At 71.2% G+C, this 18,669-nt stretch carries 20 protein-coding genes; 7 read left to right on the top strand and 13 right to left on the bottom strand.

Annotation, left to right across the window (positions count from 1 at the left end; all coding sequences use genetic code 11):
- Nucleotide 1: 1 nt before the first annotated feature.
- The 5 genes from ABD126_RS04615 to ABD126_RS04595 all read right to left on the bottom strand — a co-directional run bounded on the left by ABD126_RS04615 (nt 2) and on the right by ABD126_RS04595 (nt 5,695).
- Nucleotides 2-1,642, bottom strand: a complete 1,641-nt coding sequence (locus ABD126_RS04615) for a sensor histidine kinase (RefSeq protein WP_343932361.1) — start codon at nt 1,640-1,642, stop codon at nt 2-4.
- A gap of 40 nt (nt 1,643-1,682) precedes the next feature.
- Entirely contained in the window at nt 1,683-2,495 is an 813-nt protein-coding gene (locus tag ABD126_RS04610; RefSeq protein WP_343932360.1) for an ABC transporter permease, read from the bottom strand.
- A complete protein-coding gene (locus ABD126_RS04605) occupies nt 2,492-3,340 on the bottom strand; it encodes an ABC transporter permease (RefSeq protein WP_343932359.1) in 849 nt (282 codons plus the stop codon). Before ABD126_RS04605 ends, ABD126_RS04610 begins: the two co-directional genes overlap by 4 nt.
- Nucleotides 3,341-3,414: 74 nt before the next feature.
- Nucleotides 3,415-4,551 (bottom strand): polyamine ABC transporter substrate-binding protein, encoded by a 1,137-nt coding sequence (locus ABD126_RS04600; protein WP_343932358.1) that lies wholly within the window; start codon nt 4,549-4,551, stop codon nt 3,415-3,417.
- Nucleotides 4,544-5,695 carry an ABC transporter ATP-binding protein gene (locus ABD126_RS04595; protein WP_343932357.1) on the bottom strand — a complete coding sequence of 384 codons (1,152 nt, stop codon included), beginning with the start codon at nt 5,693-5,695 and terminating at the stop codon, nt 4,544-4,546. Before ABD126_RS04595 ends, ABD126_RS04600 begins: the two co-directional genes overlap by 8 nt.
- A gap of 132 nt (nt 5,696-5,827) precedes the next feature.
- On the opposite strand from ABD126_RS04595, the gene ABD126_RS04590 reads away from it, so the two are divergent.
- From ABD126_RS04590 to ABD126_RS04575, 4 genes are read left to right on the top strand one after another with little or no spacing between them, the layout of a single operon-like run.
- A complete protein-coding gene (locus tag ABD126_RS04590; protein WP_343932356.1) occupies nt 5,828-6,085 on the top strand; it encodes a DUF2631 domain-containing protein in 258 nt (85 codons plus the stop codon).
- A gap of 5 nt (nt 6,086-6,090) precedes the next feature.
- Nucleotides 6,091-6,783 carry a PP2C family protein-serine/threonine phosphatase gene (locus ABD126_RS04585; protein WP_343932355.1) on the top strand — a complete coding sequence of 231 codons (693 nt, stop codon included), beginning with the start codon at nt 6,091-6,093 and terminating at the stop codon, nt 6,781-6,783.
- A gap of 12 nt (nt 6,784-6,795) precedes the next feature.
- Nucleotides 6,796-7,878 (top strand): winged helix-turn-helix domain-containing protein, encoded by a 1,083-nt coding sequence (locus tag ABD126_RS04580; RefSeq protein ID WP_343932354.1) that lies wholly within the window; start codon nt 6,796-6,798, stop codon nt 7,876-7,878.
- The gene (locus ABD126_RS04575) at nt 7,868-8,629 is read left to right on the top strand and encodes a nucleotidyl transferase AbiEii/AbiGii toxin family protein (RefSeq protein WP_343932353.1); all 762 of its coding nucleotides are present in this window, start codon (nt 7,868-7,870) and stop codon (nt 8,627-8,629) included. The genes ABD126_RS04580 and ABD126_RS04575 overlap by 11 nt, the downstream gene beginning before the upstream one ends.
- Nucleotides 8,630-8,653: 24 nt before the next feature.
- Here the strand turns inward: ABD126_RS04575 and rlmN are convergent, their stop codons facing one another.
- Complete coding sequence (gene rlmN, locus ABD126_RS04570) at nt 8,654-9,760, bottom strand: dual-specificity RNA methyltransferase RlmN (protein ID WP_343932352.1); 1,107 nt, start codon at nt 9,758-9,760, stop codon at nt 8,654-8,656.
- A 107-nt stretch (nt 9,761-9,867) separates the two neighbouring features.
- On the opposite strand from rlmN, the gene ABD126_RS04565 reads away from it, so the two are divergent.
- Nucleotides 9,868-10,491 carry a PadR family transcriptional regulator gene (locus ABD126_RS04565; protein ID WP_343932351.1) on the top strand — a complete coding sequence of 208 codons (624 nt, stop codon included), beginning with the start codon at nt 9,868-9,870 and terminating at the stop codon, nt 10,489-10,491.
- 1 nt (nt 10,492) lies between these two features.
- Here ABD126_RS04565 and ABD126_RS04560 read toward each other — a convergent pair whose 3' ends face one another.
- Nucleotides 10,493-11,470: an aldo/keto reductase gene (locus tag ABD126_RS04560; RefSeq protein WP_343932350.1), complete on the bottom strand. Its 978-nt coding sequence runs from the start codon at nt 11,468-11,470 to the stop codon at nt 10,493-10,495.
- 23 nt (nt 11,471-11,493) lie between these two features.
- Nucleotides 11,494-12,240 (bottom strand): class I SAM-dependent methyltransferase, encoded by a 747-nt coding sequence (locus ABD126_RS04555; protein ID WP_343932349.1) that lies wholly within the window; start codon nt 12,238-12,240, stop codon nt 11,494-11,496.
- 57 nt (nt 12,241-12,297) lie between these two features.
- Between ABD126_RS04555 and ABD126_RS04550 the strand changes: the two genes are divergently transcribed.
- Together ABD126_RS04550 and ABD126_RS04545 are read left to right on the top strand one after the other, a co-directional pair.
- Complete coding sequence (locus tag ABD126_RS04550) at nt 12,298-13,113, top strand: VOC family protein (RefSeq protein WP_343932348.1); 816 nt, start codon at nt 12,298-12,300, stop codon at nt 13,111-13,113.
- A gap of 387 nt (nt 13,114-13,500) precedes the next feature.
- Nucleotides 13,501-14,268, top strand: a complete 768-nt coding sequence (locus ABD126_RS04545) for a VOC family protein (protein ID WP_343932347.1) — start codon at nt 13,501-13,503, stop codon at nt 14,266-14,268.
- Nucleotides 14,269-14,329: 61 nt separating this feature from the next.
- On the opposite strand, the gene ABD126_RS04540 is transcribed toward ABD126_RS04545, so the two are convergent.
- From ABD126_RS04540 to rpsB, 5 genes are all read right to left on the bottom strand, one after another.
- Complete coding sequence (locus tag ABD126_RS04540) at nt 14,330-15,193, bottom strand: phosphatidate cytidylyltransferase (RefSeq protein ID WP_425542736.1); 864 nt, start codon at nt 15,191-15,193, stop codon at nt 14,330-14,332.
- 102 nt (nt 15,194-15,295) lie between these two features.
- The gene (gene frr, locus ABD126_RS04535; RefSeq protein ID WP_343932345.1) at nt 15,296-15,853 is read right to left on the bottom strand and encodes a ribosome recycling factor; all 558 of its coding nucleotides are present in this window, start codon (nt 15,851-15,853) and stop codon (nt 15,296-15,298) included.
- 46 nt (nt 15,854-15,899) lie between these two features.
- Nucleotides 15,900-16,610 carry a UMP kinase gene (pyrH, locus tag ABD126_RS04530; RefSeq protein WP_246030263.1) on the bottom strand — a complete coding sequence of 237 codons (711 nt, stop codon included), beginning with the start codon at nt 16,608-16,610 and terminating at the stop codon, nt 15,900-15,902.
- 127 nt (nt 16,611-16,737) lie between these two features.
- Nucleotides 16,738-17,553: a translation elongation factor Ts gene (tsf, locus tag ABD126_RS04525; protein ID WP_343932344.1), complete on the bottom strand. Its 816-nt coding sequence runs from the start codon at nt 17,551-17,553 to the stop codon at nt 16,738-16,740.
- Nucleotides 17,554-17,645: 92 nt separating this feature from the next.
- Nucleotides 17,646-18,485, bottom strand: coding sequence for a 30S ribosomal protein S2 (gene rpsB / locus ABD126_RS04520; protein ID WP_343932343.1), 840 nt, complete (start codon nt 18,483-18,485; stop codon nt 17,646-17,648).
- Nucleotides 18,486-18,669: the final 184 nt, after the last annotated feature.

The following is an 18,669-nucleotide window of genomic DNA, read 5'->3' as shown; positions in this document are numbered from 1 at the left end:
TTCACGCCCCATGGTGCAGGTGGATCTTCTTCTCGACGAGCTTGCCGTCCGCGAAGCAGAAGCGCACGACCTTCACCCCGCCCGACGTGTAGCTCTGGTCGTCGGTCACGAAGTACTCGCAGTCCGCGCCCGCCGGCTCGGGGTCGGCGCCCTGCGTGATGTCGCCCAGGACCGGCGACGACCCGCCGGGGAACCCCGCCCGCAACGCCGACTCGTCGTCCCCGACCGACGCCCGCTCGTACAGCTGCGCCGGCACGACCTTGGTCAGCGGCCGGCTGCCCAGCCACACGTACCCGGCGACCACGACCAGCACGACCATCCCGGCCAGCACGATCGACCCGACGCCGGCCCACTTGCGGATGCCGGTCGCGGGCTTGCTCTGCTCCACCGGGATGCCGTCGTCGGACGGCTCGTCGTCGGCCGCCGCCGTGTCCTCGTACGGGAGGACGGCCGCGATCCGGAACCCGCCGGAGGGCAGTTCGCCGACGTGCAGCATGCCGCCCGCCAGGCGCACCCGCTCACCCAGCCCGACCAGCCCGAACCCGACCCCGTCGCGCGGCTTGACCCGCGGCGGGTTGTTGCGGACCTCCACGACCAGCGCGTCCGGCTCGTACTTCACGGTCACCTGCACGCTCGCGCCCGGCGCGTGCTTGCTGGCGTTGGTCAGGCCCTCCTGCGCGATCCGGTACGCCGCGTGGCTGACCTTCGCGGGCAGCGGGCACGGCTGGCCGCCGCGCACCAGGCTCACCCGCACCCCGGCCCGCCGCGCGCCCTCAACCAGCTCGTCGATGGCGTCCACGGTGCGCCGGACCTGCTCCTCGTCGGGCTCGTCGCGGCGCAGCACGCCGATGACGCCGCGCAGCTCCTCCATCGCCGTCAACGCCGCGCTGCGCAGCACCTGCACGGCCTCGCGCTGCTTCTCGCCCAGCTCCGAGTCCAGCGACAACGCGCCCGCGTGCACCGAGATCAGGCTCAGCCGGTGGCCGAGGCTGTCGTGCATGTCCTGGGCGATGCGGTTGCGCTCGCGCAGCCGGACCTGGCGCGACACCATGCGCCGTTCCCGCACGACCCGCTCCTCACGCTCCTGCAACGCCGCCACCAGGGCGTTGCGCTGCGCGGTGTAGCGGCCGACGAGGAACGGCAGGACCACGACCATGCCGTAGACGGTGAGGACGATCCACGACCCGAGCGGCCCGTTCAGCGTGGGCGCGGAGAGGTCCCAGGCGACCATGTAGACGGCCAGGCCCAGCGCGGCGGTCACCAGCGACCGCTGCCACGACCCGATCCGGTAGCCGGCCGCGTAGGACAGCATGATGATCGTCGCGACCCCGCCGTGCTCCAGGGTGAACGCCACCCAGGTGGCGGCCAGCAGCGCGAGCGCCGGGAACCCCAGGCGCAGGACGTACAGCCCCACGTACCCGAGGCCGACCAGCACCACCGACCAGCCCTGGAACGGCTTCTCGCCCGCGATGAACCCCGGGTACACGTCCAGGACCACGAGCACGGCGATCGCCAGCAGTTCGCGGCCGACCCGCCACGCGGTGACCGTGCGCAGCCGCTCGGCGTGCGTGCGGAGGAACTCCCGCGGGGCGGCCTTCAGGGCCGCCGCCTCGGGCCGCAGGCGCTGGACGACAGAGGTCACAACGGACAACGGTAGACACTCCCCCGGCGCGCCACGGCGTTCATTCGTCGCTGATCGAGCCGACGAAAGTTGACGCCCGCGCGCGTTTCGCGGCGACCAGCACACCGGCGACGAGCAGCGCCGCGCTCGTGGCCACCAGCAGCGTGGACAGCGCCACGATCTCCGGCGACACCCCGCGCTTGCTCGCCTGCGCGTAGACGAACACCGGCAGCGTGGTCGAGCCGACCCCGGTCAGGTAGCTGGAGGTCACCACGTCGTCGAACGACAGCAGGAACGCGAACGCCGCACCCGCCGCGACGGCCGGCGCCACCAGCGGCAACGTGACCGTCCGGAACGCCAGCCACGGCCCGGCCCCGAGGTCCGCGGCGGCTTCTTCGAGCCGCGAGTCCATCCCCGCGACCCGGGCCCGCACCACCACGACGACGAAGCTGAGCGAGAACGCCACGTGCGCCGCCAGCAACGCCCCGAACCCGAGCGGGATGCCGGCGAGCTTCACGCAGAACCCCAGCAGCGCCACGCCCAACACCACCTCGGGCACGACCAGCGGCAGGCTCAACAGCACCGTCCACAACCCGCGCCCCGGGAACGCCCGCCGCAACCCGAACGCCGCCAACGTCCCGATGACCGTGGACACGACCGCGCTGGCCCCGGCGAGCCGCAGGGTCAGCCCCAGCGACTCCAGCACGCGCGCGTCGTCGAACAGCTCCGCGTACCAACGACCGGACAACCCCGTGATCCGGCTCAGCGAGCGCGACTCGTTGAACGACACCAGCGCCAACCACAGGATCGGCAGGTACAGGAACGCGAAGACCAGCGCCGCCACCGCGCCCAGCGCCCACGGCCGCCGGTTCACAGCACGTCCTCCCCGCGCCGCCCGCGCAGCACCAGCACCACGACCACCAGGACCAGCAGCAGGACCGCCATCGCCGACCCCAGCGGCCAGTTGTTGCCGCCGCGGAACTGGTCGTCGATCACGCTGCCGAACGTCGACTGGTCCACCCCGCCCAGCAGCCGCGGCGTCACGAAGTCGCCCGCCGCCGGCACGAGCACCAGCAGCGACCCCGCCAGCACCCCCGGGAACACCCCGGGCAGCACGACCCGGAAGAACGTCGAGACCCGCCCGTGCCCGAGGTCGTGGGACGCCTCCACCAACCGGTGGTCGAAGCGCTCGCACGCCACGTACAGCGGCAGCACCATGAACGGCAGGAACCCGTAGGTCAGGCCCAGCACCACGGCGCCGTCGGTCAGCAGGAACCCGCCTTCGCGGTCCAGCCCCAGCGGTTCCAGCACCCGGTTGACCAGGCCTTCCCCGTCCAGCAGCGCCTTCCACGCGTAGATCCGCGCCAGGTACGACGACCAGAACGGCACCAGCACCGCCGCCAGCAGCGCCGTCCGGTACCGCCCGCCGTGCCGCGCGATGAACCACGCGAGCGGGAACCCGAGCAGCAGGCACAGCGCCGTCGTGATCCCGGCGTAGGCCAGGGTGCGCCCGAAGATCGGCAGGAACGCCGGGTCCAGCGCGGTCCGGTACGCCCGGGTCGTCCACGGCAGCACGGCCCGCGCCACGCCGGTGTCCCGCGTGGCGAAGCTGAACTGGACGACCAGCACCAGCGGTGCGATCAGGAAGACGCCCAGCCACAGGCCGGTCGGGGTGAGGAGGCCGGTGGCGACGAGCCACCCGCGCCGGGTCGAGGACACGAGCCGTGATTGTGCCCGACGGCGGACGTCCGAGCGTCCGCCGCCGACCGACCCGGGCGACGCGACGTTGCCGGTCAGCCGGTCTTGACCTTGGTCCACGCGTCCGCGTAGCGGGCCTCGACCTCGCCGCCGAGGTCCTTGGTGAACGGCAGCTTCGCCAACTGCTCGTCGGACGGGTACACCAGCGGGTCGTCCAGCAGCTCCTTGTCGATCAGCGGCTTGGCGGCGGCGTTCGGGCTGCCGTAGCGGACGGCGTTCGCCAGGGCCGCGCCCACCTCGGGACCCAGGACGTAGTCGATGAACCGGTGCGCGTTGGCGGCGTGCGGCGCGTCCTTCGGGATGCACAGCAGGTCCACATAGGACAGCCCGCCCTCGGCCGGGATGGCGTAGGCGATGTCCGGGTTGGCGTCGCGCGCCTGGAACGCGTCACCGGAGTAGGCCTGCGCCAGCGGCACCTGGCCGCCGGTCAGCGGCTCGATGACGTCGGAGGTGATCTGGCCGATCTTCTTCTTCAGCTCCAGCAGCAGCTTGACCGCGTCGTCCAGGTGCTTCGGGTCGGTGGTGTTCGGGTCGTGGCCCGCCTTGAGCAGGCCCAGGGCGAGGCCGTCGCGGGCCTCGTCCAGGATCGTGCTGCGGCCCTGCGCGGCGGCCAGGTCGTAGGCGGAGAACCCCGACACGTCGCCGAGCTGGGACTTCGCGTACGCCAGGCCCGTCGTGCCCCACGCCCACGGCACCGAGTAGGCGTTGCCCGGGTCGTAGTCGGCCTCGGTGAACCGCTTCTCCAGGTTCTTGAGGTTGGGCAGCAGGTCGTGGTCCAGCGGCGAGAGCAGGCCCGCGCGCAGGAACCGGCGCAGGAAGTTGTCGCTGGGCACGACGAGGTCGTAGCCCGCCGCGCCGGAGGCGATCTTGGCTTCCATCTCGTCGTTGGTGCTGAAGTTGTCGTAGGTGACGTCGATGCCGGTCGCGGTCTTGAAGCCGGACAGCGTGTCGGGCGCGATGTAGTCGGTCCAGTTGTAGAAGTTGAGCTTCGGCTCGTCCTTGGCGTTGACCGCCTTGGCCTTCGACGTGGGCGCGGCGGTGTTCGACGGCGCTTCGCCCACGCCGCACGCGCCGGTCGCGGCGAGCGCGAAGAACGCGGTGGAGCGCAGCATCGCGCGGCGGCTCACCCCGGTGTCCCACAGGCGGGCGATCCGGAGGTCTCGGTCAGTCATCGGCGCTCTCCAACAGCACGGTGAAGTCGGGGTCCCAGCCCATCCGGACGGGCTGGCCGGGCGCGCCCGCGTCGTCGATGCGGCGGGTGTTCTGCACGAACGCGACGAGTTCGCCGCCACCGGGCACGTCCACCACGAACTGGGTGGACACCCCGGTGTAGACGACGTCGCGGACGGTGCCGGCGACCACGCACCAGCCCGTCGGCGGCTCGGCGTCGTCGTCGTAGAGGTGGACCTTCTCCGGCCGCACGGTCGCGGCGACCCGCTGCCCGTGGCGGACCTCGCCGTTCAGGGGCGCGCGCAGCCGGGTGGCGCCCGCGGCGTCCAGCTCGACCCAGCGACCGTCCACACCGGACACCTTGGCGTCGAGGATGTTGGACGTGCCGATGAACCCGGCCACGAACCGGGTCGCGGGGCGCTCGTAGACGTCCTCGGGGTAGCCGACCTGCTCCACCCGTCCGGCGTTCATCACGGCCACGCGGTGCGACAGGACCAGCGCTTCCTCCTGGTCGTGCGTGACGTACAGGAACGTCGTGCCGACCTCGCGTTGGATGCGCATCAGCTCCATCTGGAGTTCCTTGCGCAGCACGGCGTCCAGCGCGCCCAGCGGTTCGTCCAAGAGGAGCAACCGAGGGCCTGCGGCCAACGCGCGGGCGATCGCCACCCGTTGCTGCTGCCCGCCGGACAGCTGCGCCGGGCGGCGCTTGGCGTACTGGCTCAGCCGCACCAGTTCGAGGTGTTCGCCGACGGTCTTCTTCAAGGCGTCGCCGCGGACGCCCTTGCGCTTCACGCCGTACGCCACGTTGTCCCACACCGACATGTGCGGGAACAGGGCGTAGGACTGGAAGACGGTGTTGACGTCCCGGCGGTAGGGCGGCACGCCGACCATGTCCACGCCGTCCAGCTCGATGCGGCCCGCGTCCGGGTGCTCGAACCCGGCGATCATGCGCAACAGCGTCGTCTTGCCGCACCCGGACGGGCCGAGCACGGAGAAGAACTCGCCTTCGTGGACCCGCAGCGAGAGGTCGTCCACGGCGGTCTGGTCGGCGAACCGCTTGGTGACCCCGTACAGGCCGACCTCGACGGGGGCGAACGTGTCCGGCGTGGGCTCCTCGACCGGGTGGAAGCCGGGCTGGTCGGTCAACTGGTCACCTCTGGCACAGCGCGTGACGTTAGACGTCGGGGCAGTGCCGCGCACCTCACGTCTCCCCCGTGCTCATGATGTGCGACGATGACGCCGTACGTGAACTTGATCGGGCAGGAAGGTCGTGCGGCTGTGTCTTCGTCCTCTGAACTGGACAAGCGTCCGGCGGTCGACACCCACGACGAGCCGTCGGCCGAGTGGGGTTGGCACGGCACCTTCCCCAAGGGCATCCGCATCGCCGGGTGGCTGTCCGTGCTGGCGACGTTCTCGCTGCTCATCGGCAACCACCACGGCCGCACCGAGGACATCTGGGTGGTCGCGTTCGGCGCCGGCATGGCGATCCTGCTGATCTGGGAGCAGGTCCGCAGCCGCACCTCCTGGCGCCGCTGACGGCGGTGCCCACCGCCGCGGCGGGCACCGACACCGGCCGCCGCTACCACGCCAACTTCGACGTCGCCCACCTCGGCGCCGACCCGTTGCTCGCGGTCGTGGCCGACGGCATGGGCGACGGTCCGGGCAGCGCCATGGCCGGCCGCACGGCGGTGGACCTGGTCGTCTCCCACGTGGCCGCTTCGGGTGTGGCCGGCTTCCGCCCGGCGCTGGCGGAAGCCCACCGAGCCGTCTCCGACTTCGGCCGCTCGTCGGGCACCCTGGCCGGCTGCACCCTGACCGCGCTGGCGGAGTCCCCGGACGGCCTGTGGCTGTGCCAACTGGGCGACTCCCGCGCGTACCGCCTGCGCTCGGGCCTGCTCGAACTGCTGACGGTCGACCACACGATGGCGTGGCTGGGCGCGGTGCACGGCTGGTGGCCCCACGACTCGGCACAAGCCCACGCGGCCCGCTACCAACTGACCCGCTACGTGGGCCACCCGTCCCACCCCGACCCGGACCTGCTCCACATCCGGCCGCAGGCGGGCGACGTCTACCTGCTGTGCACAGACGGCGTAGCCGAACAGGTCCCGTACCACCGCATCCTGGACATCCTCCGGACGTCCACGCCGGAACAGGCGGTCAGCGCCCTGCTCGCCGACTCGGAAGCCGCAGGCGGCAACGACAACGCGACCGCCATCGTGGTGCGCCTTCCATGACTCCACTGTTCGGTGTTCGGTATTGACAGAACACCGAACAGCGCTGATTATGAAGCGGTGCCCACCGGTCCAGAAGCTGCGCTGGATGCCGCAATTGCCGCGTTCGCCGCTGTGGGTGTGAGGGCCGAGCCGCAGACGCCGCCCGACTCGGGCACAGACCTCGTGCTCGACATCCACGGTTCGCATTTGCCCGTGGAGTTGAAGAGCATGGCGACCGCTACGCCGGAGAGCGTGGGCAAGTGGCTTCGCGAACTGCCCCCCTCCTCGTCCGCGAACGACCCGGCTCGCCTCGTCGTCGCGGACCGCGTGGTTTCCGGAGCGCGTGAACTGCTGGTGGGCCGCGGTTGGGGCTGGCTCGACCTGCGTGGGCACCTGCGCCTGACCGGGCCGGGCGTGCACATCGACACGACCGTTCCGGTAGCGGCGCGGGCCGAGCGACCCATGCGCGTGTTCGCCGGCAAGGTCACCCTTGAGGTCGCCGCGTCCATGCTCCTCACTCCTGACCGGCCGGCTTCGGTACGCAGCCTGGCCCGCGAACTCGACCGTTCCCCCAGCACCATCTCGACCGCCGTCACCGTGCTCCGGAACGCCGGGCTCGTCGACGACCGGAATCTCCCGGTCGTGCCCGATCTGTTCTGGGAAGCCGCCGACGCGTGGCGACCAGCCACCATCACCGTGAGCAGGATCGACCTGCTCGGTGACCCGACGGTCGCCAAGGTGCTGCGCACGGGCCGGGACGACGCAACCGGCACGGGTTGGGCGCTCACCGACACACTGGCCGCAGCCGCGTACGGAGCACCGGCGGGCGTCCGCGCCGACTACCCCCCGGACTTCTACGTGCCGGACGCCACGGTGGCCCAACGAGCGACGACGATGCTCGGGACGCCGTCGTCCGACGTTGCCCGGGCCGCGACCCTGCGCGTCGCCCCGGTTCCCCAGGTGTGTGCCACCCGTCGTCCCGCCCGAGGTCCACAGGCACCCTGGCCCCTGGCCCATCCCATGTACGTCGCCCTCGACCTGGCCGCCGACCCGGGACGTGGCCGCGAGATCCTCGAGAACTGGACGCCACCTCCGGACGTGACCCGTGTCTGGTGACCCGGTCGCGACAGTCGACCTCTTCGGCCAGGGCACACTCGCGCTGCTCCAGGCGATTCCCGAGGTCGAACACCGGCTGGGTCGGCCGATCACCCTCGTCGGCGGTTTGGCCGTGCTGTCCCGGCTGGGAACCGCAGCCCACCGCGTCACCACCGACGTGGACACCGTCAACCGGCGCGCCGACGGGGAACGCGGGCAGCTGGAGGTCCTGCTCGACAGCGGTGCAACGGCAGTCGACGGTGCGGGCGCCGTGGTCGCGACCCCGGCTGGCGAGGTGCGGATCGACGTACTTGAGATCAGCGAATCCGATCTCCTGCACCTACCCGCCGACCCGACCGGCCGCCTCTACACCCTCGCGCACGACTGGGCCCTGCGGACGGCAACCTCTCTCGGGATTCGTGCCACCGCAGGGGAGACCGAGTTCGAGCACACGGTCCGGGTCGCGGAGCCGGGTCCACTGGTCGCCACGAAGCTCCAAGCCCTGCCGGACCGGTCGAAGGCGAAGGAGGCCACGGACCTCCTCGACATCGTCCGGCTCACCCTCGACCGCCAGACCGGGCCCGCGGTTCGCGCCCAACTGGCGGCGGCCGGTGCGCGGTTGAGGGAGGACGCGGCCCTGCACGTCCGCAGTTGGTTCGTCGGGCGAGCAGACCGGACCCTGGGCCTGGTGCGCACGACCCCGGCCGGAGCCGGCGCCGCTCCGGACGACATCGCGCTCGTCGCGGAACTGCTGCTCGAAGTCCTCGGATGACGGTGCGAGGGCCGTACGTGGATGTCAGCCCTCGGCGGCGAGCTGGCCGCAGGCAGCCGCGATCTCCTGGCCGCGCGTGTCGCGCACGGTGCACTCCACGCCCTGCTCCTTGACCCGGCGCACGAACTCCCGCTCGACCGGCTTCGGCGACGCGTCCCACTTCGAGCCCGGGGTCGGGTTCAGCGGGATCACGTTCACGTGCACCAGCTGGCCCAGGTGCTTGCGCAGCACCTTGCCGAGCATGTCCGCCCGCCAGCCCTGGTCGTTGATGTCCCGGATGAGCGCGTACTCGATGGACACCCGCCGCCCGGTCCGGTCCGCGTACCCGCGCGCGGCCTCCAGCACCTCGGCGACCTTCCACCGCGTGTTCACCGGCACCAGCGTGTCGCGCAGCTCGTCGTCCGGCGTGTGCAACGACACAGCCAGCCGGACCTGCAGGTTCTCCTCGGTCAGCTTCCGGATCGCGGGCACCAGGCCGACCGTGGACACCGTCACCGACCGCTGCGAGATCCCCAGCCCGGCCGGCGCCGGGTCGCAGATCCGGTGCACGGCCTCGATCACGCGCTTGTAGTTGGCCAACGGCTCGCCCATGCCCATGAACACGATGTTCGACAGCCGCCCCGGGCCGCCGGGCAGCTCGCCGTCGCGCATGGCCGCCGCGCCCCGGCGCACCTGGTCCACGATCTCCGCCGTCGACAGGTTCCGGGTCAGGCCGCCCTGGCCCGTGGCGCAGAACGGGCACGCCATACCGCACCCCGCCTGCGACGAGATGCACAGCGTCGCCCGGTCCGGGTAGCGCATCAGCACCGACTCGACCAGCGTCCCGTCGTGCGCGCGCAGCAGCGTCTTGCGGGTCGTGCCGCCGTCGGCCTCGACCGACCGCAGCTCGGTCCACAGCGGCGGCATGAGGTCGGTCACCAGGCGTTCGCGCGACGCCGCCGGGATGTCGGTCATCTCCGCCGGGTCGACGGTGAGCCGACTGAAGTAGTGGTGCGAGAGCTGAGCGGCCCGGAAGGGCTTCTCACCCAGCGCCGCCACGGCCTCTTTCCGCTGGTCGGCGGTGAGGTCGGCGAGGTGGCGCGGCGGCAGGCCGCGCTTGGGCGCGTCGAACACGAGGGGGAGTGCAGTCATAGCACCTCCCAGTGTCCCACGACCGCACGACAACACCGACCGTTGCATCGCGACCGGTTCCGATATATCGTTGATGTGTCAGAACCGATCGATGAAGGAGCAACGACATGCGTATGCACCCCCACCACCCAGGGCACCGGTTCCACGAACGCCACCAGCGGGAGCACGGCTTCGGCGACCCGCGGCGCGGGTTCGGCGGCGGTTTCGGGTTCGGCGGTCCCCCGGTCCCACCGGGTCCGCCGGACTTCCTCCGCCGCGGCGGGCGCGGCCGGCAGCGCAAGGGCAACGTGCGCGCGGCGGTGTTGAGCCTGCTGGCCGAACGGCCCATGCACGGCTACGAGATGATCCAGGAGATCGGGCAGCGCACCGACGGCCTGTGGCGACCGAGCCCCGGCTCCGTCTACCCGACGCTGCAACTGCTCGCCGACGAAGGCCTGGTGACGTCCACCGAGGAGGCCGGCGGCAAGAAGCTGTTCTCGCTCACCGAGACGGGCAGCGCCGAAGCGGCCAAGCTCGGGGACACCCCGCCGTGGCAGCAGGTGACCGACGACCAGGACGCGGGCGCGGCCAAGCTGCGCACCGCCGCGCGGCACTTGGGCGCGGCGATGCACCAGATGGCCCACGCGGGCACGCGTGAGCAGAAGACCCGCGCCGTGGAGGTCCTCAACGAGGCCCGGCGCAAGCTGTACGCGATCCTCGGCGAACTCGACGTCGAGGAAGACGAGGACTGACCTACCAGCGGTCGTGCACCAACGGCCGCACCAGCTCGTCGTAGACGGCGCGGACCTCGTCCTGCACGGTCAGCGGGGCGAGGTCCGCCGCCGCCGAGTTGGCCCGCGCCTGCTCCGGGTTGCGAGCGCCCGGGATCACCACGGTCACGCCCGGCTGGTCGATGATCCAGCGCAGCGCGAACTGCGCGAGCGTCGCACCGGCCGGCACCAGGGGACGCAGCCGTTCCACGGCCTCCAGGCCCACCTCGAACGGCACGCCGGAGAACGTCTCGCCCACGTCGAACGCGTCGCCGTGCCGGTTGTAGTTGCGGTGGTCGTCCTCACCGAACCGGGTGTCCCGGGTGTACTTGCCCGACAGCAGACCGGACGCCAGCGGCACGCGGGCGATGATCGCCACCCCCGCCTCGGCGGCGGCCGGCAGGACCCGCTCCAGGGGCTTGAGCCGGAACGCGTTGAGGATGATCTGCACGCTGGCCACGCCCGGTCGGGCGATGGCGGTCAGCGCCTCCTCCACGGTCTCCACGGACACGCCGTACGCGGCGATCCGCTTGGCCTCGACCATCTCGTCCAGCGCGTCGAACACCTCGTCGGTGGAGTACACCGGGGTCGGCGGGCAGTGCAGCTGGACCAGGTCGAGGGTGTCCACGCCGAGGTTCGCGCGGGACCGGTCGTTCCAGGCCAGGAAGTTCTCGCGCGAGTAGTTCTCCGGCGCCTGCTCGACCCGGCGGCCCATCTTGGTCGCCACGGTGATGCCGTCGTCCCCGCGTTCCCGCAGGAAGCGGCCGACGAGCGTCTCGCTGCGCCCGTCGCCGTAGACGTCGGCGGTGTCGAAGAAGTTCACGCCCGTGTCGGCGGCGGCGTGCAGCACCGCCAGCGCGTCCTTCTCGTCCACCTGGCCCCAGTCGGCGCCGAGCTGCCAGCACCCGAGACCCACCACGCCGACCCGGCGTCCCAACCTGACCGCGTTCCGGTTCTCCACACCCCGATCCTATGTGAACGCTCTCATCGCAGCACGAGACCGGTCGGTTTGCGTCGGGTGTGGACCCGGTAGCCGACCTCGAACGACAACCCCGGCGTCCGCGCGATGGCGCGGGCGGCGATCTTCGCGGAGAACTCGATGCGCAGCACGGCCTCCAGGTCCGCACGCCGCTCGAACCGCCACAACGCCCGCACCCGGCGCAGCTCGAAGCCCTGAGCCGTGAAGAACTCCTCGACGTCGACCGGGTTGTAGCGGGGTTCGTCGGCGCACAGCCACGGCCCGTACGGCTCGGCCGTGCCGTCCAGGTCCACGATCGCGAGCGTGCCGCCGGGCCGCAGCACCCGGTCCGCCTCGCGCAGGCCCGGTTCGCAGCCGGGACCGAAGAAGTACGCCGTGCGGGCGTGCACGAGGTCCGCGCTCGCGTCGGGCAGCGGCAACCGCTGCGCCGGACCGGCCACGACGGAGGCGTTGGGGATGCCCGCGACGCGCTTGGCGGCCCGTTCGACCAGCGGCGGGTGCGGTTCGACGCCGATCACCGAACGCGCGTGTTTGGCGAACTCGGCGAGGTGGAACCCGTCGCCGCAACCCACGTCCACCACGTCCCCGCCGGTCCAGTCGCAGGCCTCGCGCAACGCCTGCCAGATGGCGCCGGTCACGTCCTGTGCGCGGTTCTCCACCTCGTACACGTCGGGCCAGTGCCAGATGTTCGGACTGGGCAGGACCGTGGCCGGGCGGACGGCGGCCAACGCGGCGCGGACGAATCCCTTCACGGGACGACTGTAGAGCCGTAGCGTGATCATCCCGAGGCCCTTCGCAGGAGGTAGCCGGTGTCGATCGTCCCGAACTCCCCCGCCTTGGCCGAGCTGCACCACGGCGCGCCCTGCTGGGTGGAGCTGCCCGTGGTCGACGAGCAGGCCGCCATCGACTTCTACGCCGGGCTGTTCGGCTGGACCTACGCCGACGTGCGGGGCCGCACGATCGCCATGGTGGCCGGGCTGCCGGTGGCGGAGCTGGTGCCGGCCGACGGCGGGTTCGGGTGGATGCTGTACCTCAACAGCCCGCACGCCCGCGCCACGGCGGAGAAGGCGCACGCGCTGGGCGGGCACGTCCTGCGCGAGCCGGACGACGTGTCCACGCTGGTCGCGGACCCGACCGGCGGTGTCGTGGGGTTCCGGCACGTCCCGCAGGACTGGCTGTTCGGCACCGACGGGCACGGCGCGTACGCGTGGGCGGAGCTGAACACGTGGGACGGCGCGGTGGCGGACGAGTTCTTCCGCGAGCTGTGCGGCTTCGAAATCACCCAGATCGGTGACGGCCACGCGGTGGACTACACGATTTGGGGCGTCGAGGGGCACACCGTGCTGGGGCGGCAGCGGATGGGCCGCGCGTTCCCGTCCGACACGCCCGCGCACTGGATGGTGTACTTCACCGCCGCGCCCGAGATCGGCACCGACTCGGTCGCCTCCAGGGTGCTTGAGCTGGGCGGACGCATCACGGTGGAGCCCTACGACACCCCGTACGGACGCGTGACGGTGGTCGCGGACCACACCGGTTCGGTGTTCTCGGTGATCGACCCGTCCCGGGCGGTGCCGCTGTCGGAGCAGGAGATCGGCGCGCCCGTCGACGACCCGTTCGACGACTGATCCGCCGGCGCTCCCACCCGCACCCGCCGGGAATTGTCGGCCCCCAATGGGACAATGGAACCGGGGGCCGGAGGCCACGCCAGCCCAAACCCACGCCAGCCCAAACCCACGCCAGCCCAAACCCACGCTAGACCGCGACCCGCGCGCAACCCGCCGCACGGCCCCGAACCCACCGCTCCGATGCCGCCGCGCCAAACTCCACCGCCCCGAACCCACCGCGCCGAACCCACCGCGCCAAACTGGCCACAGCAGGTCAGCCGCACCGAGCCTGAGCCCGGCCAAAGCCGGCCGCAGTGCTCCCCGAGCGCGCACGCCCGAAATTGTCGTACCCCTCCCGTAGCGTCCGATGCGATCCACACCACACCCGCACCGGACTGAGGAGAGGCGATGTCCACCCCTGGAACCCCGGCCTGGATCGAGGCGCCCACCGGCGACCCCGCCCAGACCCGCGACTTCTACACGGGCCTGTTCGGCTGGACCTACGTCGACGCCTACGAGGGCTATTCCGTCGCCATGAGCGACGGCGAGCCCGTCGCCGGCTTCTACCCGCCGTCGGAGGAGCCGACACCGCCGGGCTGGCTGTTCTACCTGCACACCGCCGACCTCGCGCGCACGTCGGAGCGGCTGGCGGAGCTGGGCGCGAAGACGGTCATGGGGCCGTTGGAGATCCCGGGCACGGGCCACGTACAGCTGGTGCACGACCCGGCGGGCGCGGTCGTGGGGTTCTGGCAGGCCACATCGGACACCGTCCTGGCCACGGGCCGTCCGGGCGCGCTCGCGTGGCAGGAGGTCAACACCCGCGACGCCGCCGCGACGGACGCCTTCTACGGCGCGCTGTTCCCCTACGAGGAGCGGCAGCTCGGCGACGGCGAGGCGCTGGACTACAAGGTCTGGTCGCTGGGCGGCGAGGAGGTCGCCGGGCGGCTGCGCATGGGCCCGGAGTTCCCGCCCGACCTGCAACCGCACTGGATGCTGTACTTCGGCGTCACACCCGAGGTGGGCACGGACAAGGCCGCGGAACGGGTGACCGCGCTGGGCGGCACGGTCGCCGTCGAGCCGTTCGACTCGCCCTACGGCCGGATCGCGGTGGTGCGCGACCCGTACGGTTCGACGTTCTCGCTGGTCGACATGTCCCGGACAACACCGGACGCCTGAGCTTCGCCACCGGCGGAACGGCCCCGTTCGAGGGGTCGGAGCCGTTGCGCCGGTGCGGTGCTCAGGCGGGCACGAAAGCGCTCAGCAGCAGCCAGGAGACGACCGCGGACGGCAGGAGCGAGTCCATGCGGTCCATCAGGCCGCCGTGGCCCGGCAGCAGGGTGCCCATGTCCTTCAGGCCGAGGTCGCGCTTGATCAGCGATTCCACCAGGTCGCCGGTCGTCGCGGTCACCACCAGCGCGGCGCCGAACAGCGCGCCGTGCCACCACTGGCCGCCCAGCATGAGGTTCACGGTGAGCGCGCCGCCGACCACGCCCGCCACCATCGACCCCGCGAAGCCCTCCCAGGACTTCTTCGGGCTGATGGTGGGGGCCATGGGGTGCTTGCCGAAGAACACGCCCGCCGCGTAGCCGCCGGTGTCGGACAGGACCACGCCGATCAGGAAGCACAGGACCCGGAAGACCCCGTCCTCGGGGACCACCAGCATGACCGCGAAGGAGGCGAAGACCGCCACGTACACGACCGTGAACACGGACGCGGTGACGTCCCGCAGGTAGCCGTCCGCGCCGTCCTTGAGCCGCCACAGCAGGCACACCAGGACGGTGACGACGAACGCCGTCAGCACGCCGTCGCGCCCGAACGGCCAGGCCAGCCACACCACGGCCTGGGCGCCCACGAGCACGGGCACCAGCGCGACCCGGATGTCCGCGGCGCGCTTCAACGCGCCCGTCAGCTCGTAGACCGACACGGCGACAGCGATGGCGACCACACCGATGAACAACTGCCGCACCGTGAACAGCGCGAACAGGATGACCGCGCCCAGCCCCACGCCGACGGCGATGGCCGTGCGCAGGTCCCGTCCCGCCCGAGACGGGCTCTTCGGGGCCGCGCCCTGCTCACCGCCGCCTGACACCTGTGCTCCCATCACGACCGGCTACCCGGCCGAGCGAACCATGCGGCCGGACACCCGGCCGGGGACACCGCACGGCCGGTGTTCCGGCCGGTCCAACCCGACGACTCCGGCAAATCAAACCTCTAGGAGTTCGGCTTCCTTGTGCTTGACCAGCTCGTCGACCTGGGCGACGTACCGGTGGGTGACGTTCTCCAGCTCCTTCTCGGCGCGGGAGCCCTCGTCCTCGCCGACCTCGCCGTCCTTGACCAGGCGGTCCAGCTCTTCCTTGGCCTTGCGGCGGATGTTGCGGATGGAGACCTTGGCGTCCTCGCCCTTGCCCTTGGCCACCTTGACCATCTCGCGCCGGCGCTCCTCGGACAGCTGCGGGATCACCACGCGGATGACCGAGCCGTCGTTGCTGGGGTTGACGCCCAGGTCCGAGTCGCGGATGGCCTTCTCCACCGAGTTGAGCTGGCTGGTGTCGTAGGGCTTGATGACCGCCATCCGCGCCTCCGGGATGGCGACGCTGGCCAGCTGGTTCAGCGGGGTCGGCGAACCGTAGTACTCGACGACGATGCGGGAGAACATGGCGGGTGTAGCGCGGCCGGTGCGCACGGACGCGAGGTCTTCCTTCGCCACGGACACCGCTTTTTCCATCTTCTCCTCGGCGTCGAGGAGGGTCTCGTCGATCACGGCTACTCCCTATGGTGTGCGCAGTTCGGCTCGAATCCCAGCAGGTCTAGAAGGACGGGCGACCACCGGGGGTGCTCACCAGTGTCCCGATCTTCTCACCACGCACGGCACGCGCGATGTTCCCCTCGGTGAGCAGGTTGAACACCATGATCGGCATGTTGTTGTCCATGCACAGGCTGAACGCGGTGGCGTCGGCGACGTTGAGGCCGCGCTCCAGCACCTCGCGGTGGGTGATGTGGTCGAACATCAACGCGTCCGGGTCGGTCTTGGGGTCGGCGGTGTAGATGCCGTCCACGGCCTTGGCCATCAGCACGACCTCGCACCCGATCTCCAGCGCCCGCTGCGCGGCGGTGGTGTCGGTGGAGAAGTACGGCATGCCCGCGCCGCCGCCGAAGATGACCACGCGGCCCTTCTCCAGGTGGCGCATGGCGCGGCGGGGGATGTAGGACTCGGCGACCTGGCCCATGGTGATGGCGGTCTGCACGCGGGTCTCGATGCCGTGCTCGCGCTCCAGGAAGTCCTGCAGCGCGAGGCAGTTCATGACGGTGCCGAGCATGCCCATGTAGTCGGCGCGGCTGCGGTCCATGCCGCGCTGCTGGAGTTCGGCGCCCCGGAAGAAGTTGCCGCCACCGATGACGACGGCGACCTGGACACCTGTTCGGACGACCGCGGCGATCTGGCGGGACACGGTCTGCACGACGTCGGGGTCGACACCCACGCCGCCGCCACCGAACATCTCGCCACCGAGCTTCAGCATGACCCGGCGGTAACCACCGGACTCGCTGTTGTCTGGCCCCGGGTGGGCTACCTCTGCGCTCACAGGTCCTCCTCTGGACACGGCAAGGGCGGGGTTGCATCCTCGCGCAACCCCGCCCTCACGCGAATCAGGCCTCGCCGACCTCGAACCGGGCGAAGCGGGTGACGGCGATCCCGGCCTCGTCCAGCACAGCCATGACGGTCTTCTTGGACTCGGTCACGGAAGCCTGCTCCAGGAGCACGACGTCCTTGAAGAAGCCGTTCACGCGGCCCTCGACGATCTTGGGCAGGGCCGCCTCCGGCTTGCCCTCCTCACGCGAGGTCTCCTCGGCGATGCGGCGCTCGTTGGCGACGACGTCGGCCGGCACCTCGTCGCGGGTGAGGTAGCGGGGGCGCATCGCGGCGATCTGCATGGCGGCGCCGCGGGCGGCCTCCTCGCTGTCACCGGTGTACTCGACCACGACGCCCACGGCGGGCGGCAGGTCGGCGGCACGGCGGTGCAGGTAGGTGGTCACGGTGCCGTCGAAGACGGCGACCTTGGCCAGCTCCAGCTTCTCGCCGATCTTGGCGGACAGCTCCTGGACGGCGGCGTCGACGGTCTGGCCGTCGAGGTCGGTCGCCTTGAGCACCTCGACGTCCGCGGGGCGGGAGGCCTTGGCGACGGCGACGATCCGGGAAGCCAGGTCCTGGAAGTCGGAGTTCTTGGCGACGAAGTCCGTCTCGCAGCGCAGCTCGATCATCACGCCGTCCTCGGCGGCCACCAGGCCGTTGGAGGTCGTGCGCGCGGCGCGCTTGTCGACGTCCTTCGCGCCCTTGATGCGCAGGATCTCGACCGCCTTGTCGAAGTCGCCGTCAGCCTCGTCCAGCGCCTTCTTGCAGTCCATCATGCCTGCGGCGGTCAGCTCGCGCAGGCGCTTCACGTCAGCGGCGGTGTAGTTCGCCATCGTGCGGTTTTCCGTTCCTTCTGCGGGATACGCGCGGGATAGTGCCCGGTGCACGCCGCGCCCGCGAGTCGGCGGGCGCGGCGTGCGACGGATCAGGACTGGACGGTCTCGGAACCCTCGGCGGCGGGCTTCTCCGTCGACTCCGCGCCGACGAGCAGCTCCTGCTCCCACTCGGCCAGCGGCTCGTCGGTGGCGACACCCGGCTCCGGCTTGTCGTCACCGGCGGCGGCGTTGGCGCGCGCGCCGGAACGGGCCATGAGGCCGGCGGCGGCGGCCTCGGCGACGACCTTGGTCAGCAGCGCGGCGGACCGGATGGCGTCGTCGTTGCCCGGGATCGGGTAGTCGACCTCGTCCGGGTCGCAGTTGGTGTCGAGGATCGCGACGATCGGGATGTTCAGCTTGCGCGCCTCACCGACCGCGATGTGCTCCTTCTTGGTGTCCACGATCCACACGGCGCTGGGCACCTTGGACATGTCGCGGATACCGCCGAGCGTGCGCTCCAGCTTGTCCTTCTCGCGGTTCATCATCAGGATTTCCTTCTTGGTGAAACCCTGGAAACCGCCGGTCTGCTCCATCGACTCCAGCTCCTTGAGCCGCTGGAGGCGCTTGTGCACGGTGGAGAAGTTCGTGAGCATGCCGCCCAGCCAGCGCTGGTTCACGTAGGGCATGCCGACGCGGAGCGCCTCGTTGGCGATGGCCTCCTGCGCCTGCTTCTTCGTGCCGATGAACAGGATGGACCCGCCGTGCGCGACGGTCTCCTTCACGAACTCGTAGGCGCGGTCGATGTACGACAGCGTCTGCTGGAGGTCGATGATGTAGATGCCGTTGCGCTCGGTGAAGATGTAGCGCTTCATCTTCGGGTTCCAGCGCCGGGTCTGGTGCCCGAAGTGCACGCCGCTGTCGAGCAGCTGCTTCATGGTGACGACGGCCATGGCCGGTTACGCACCTCTTCGATCAGGCGCGCCGGGTGGCCCGGCACGCGTTCCGGTTGGTCGCGGCGTTCCGGGTCGGACCGCCGCCCTGGTGCCCCTGCCGCCGCCCGAACCGGAGTTTGACCTCAGGACCGCCGGACGCCGTGACTCGACCACGAGAGGTGGATCGGATCTGCAATGGCAC

This window comes from Saccharothrix mutabilis subsp. mutabilis (assembly GCF_039521145.1).
In the GTDB taxonomy this organism is placed as follows: Bacteria; Actinomycetota; Actinomycetes; order Mycobacteriales; family Pseudonocardiaceae; genus Actinosynnema; species Actinosynnema mutabilis.
This window is presented reverse-complemented; position numbering and strand designations above follow the sequence as displayed.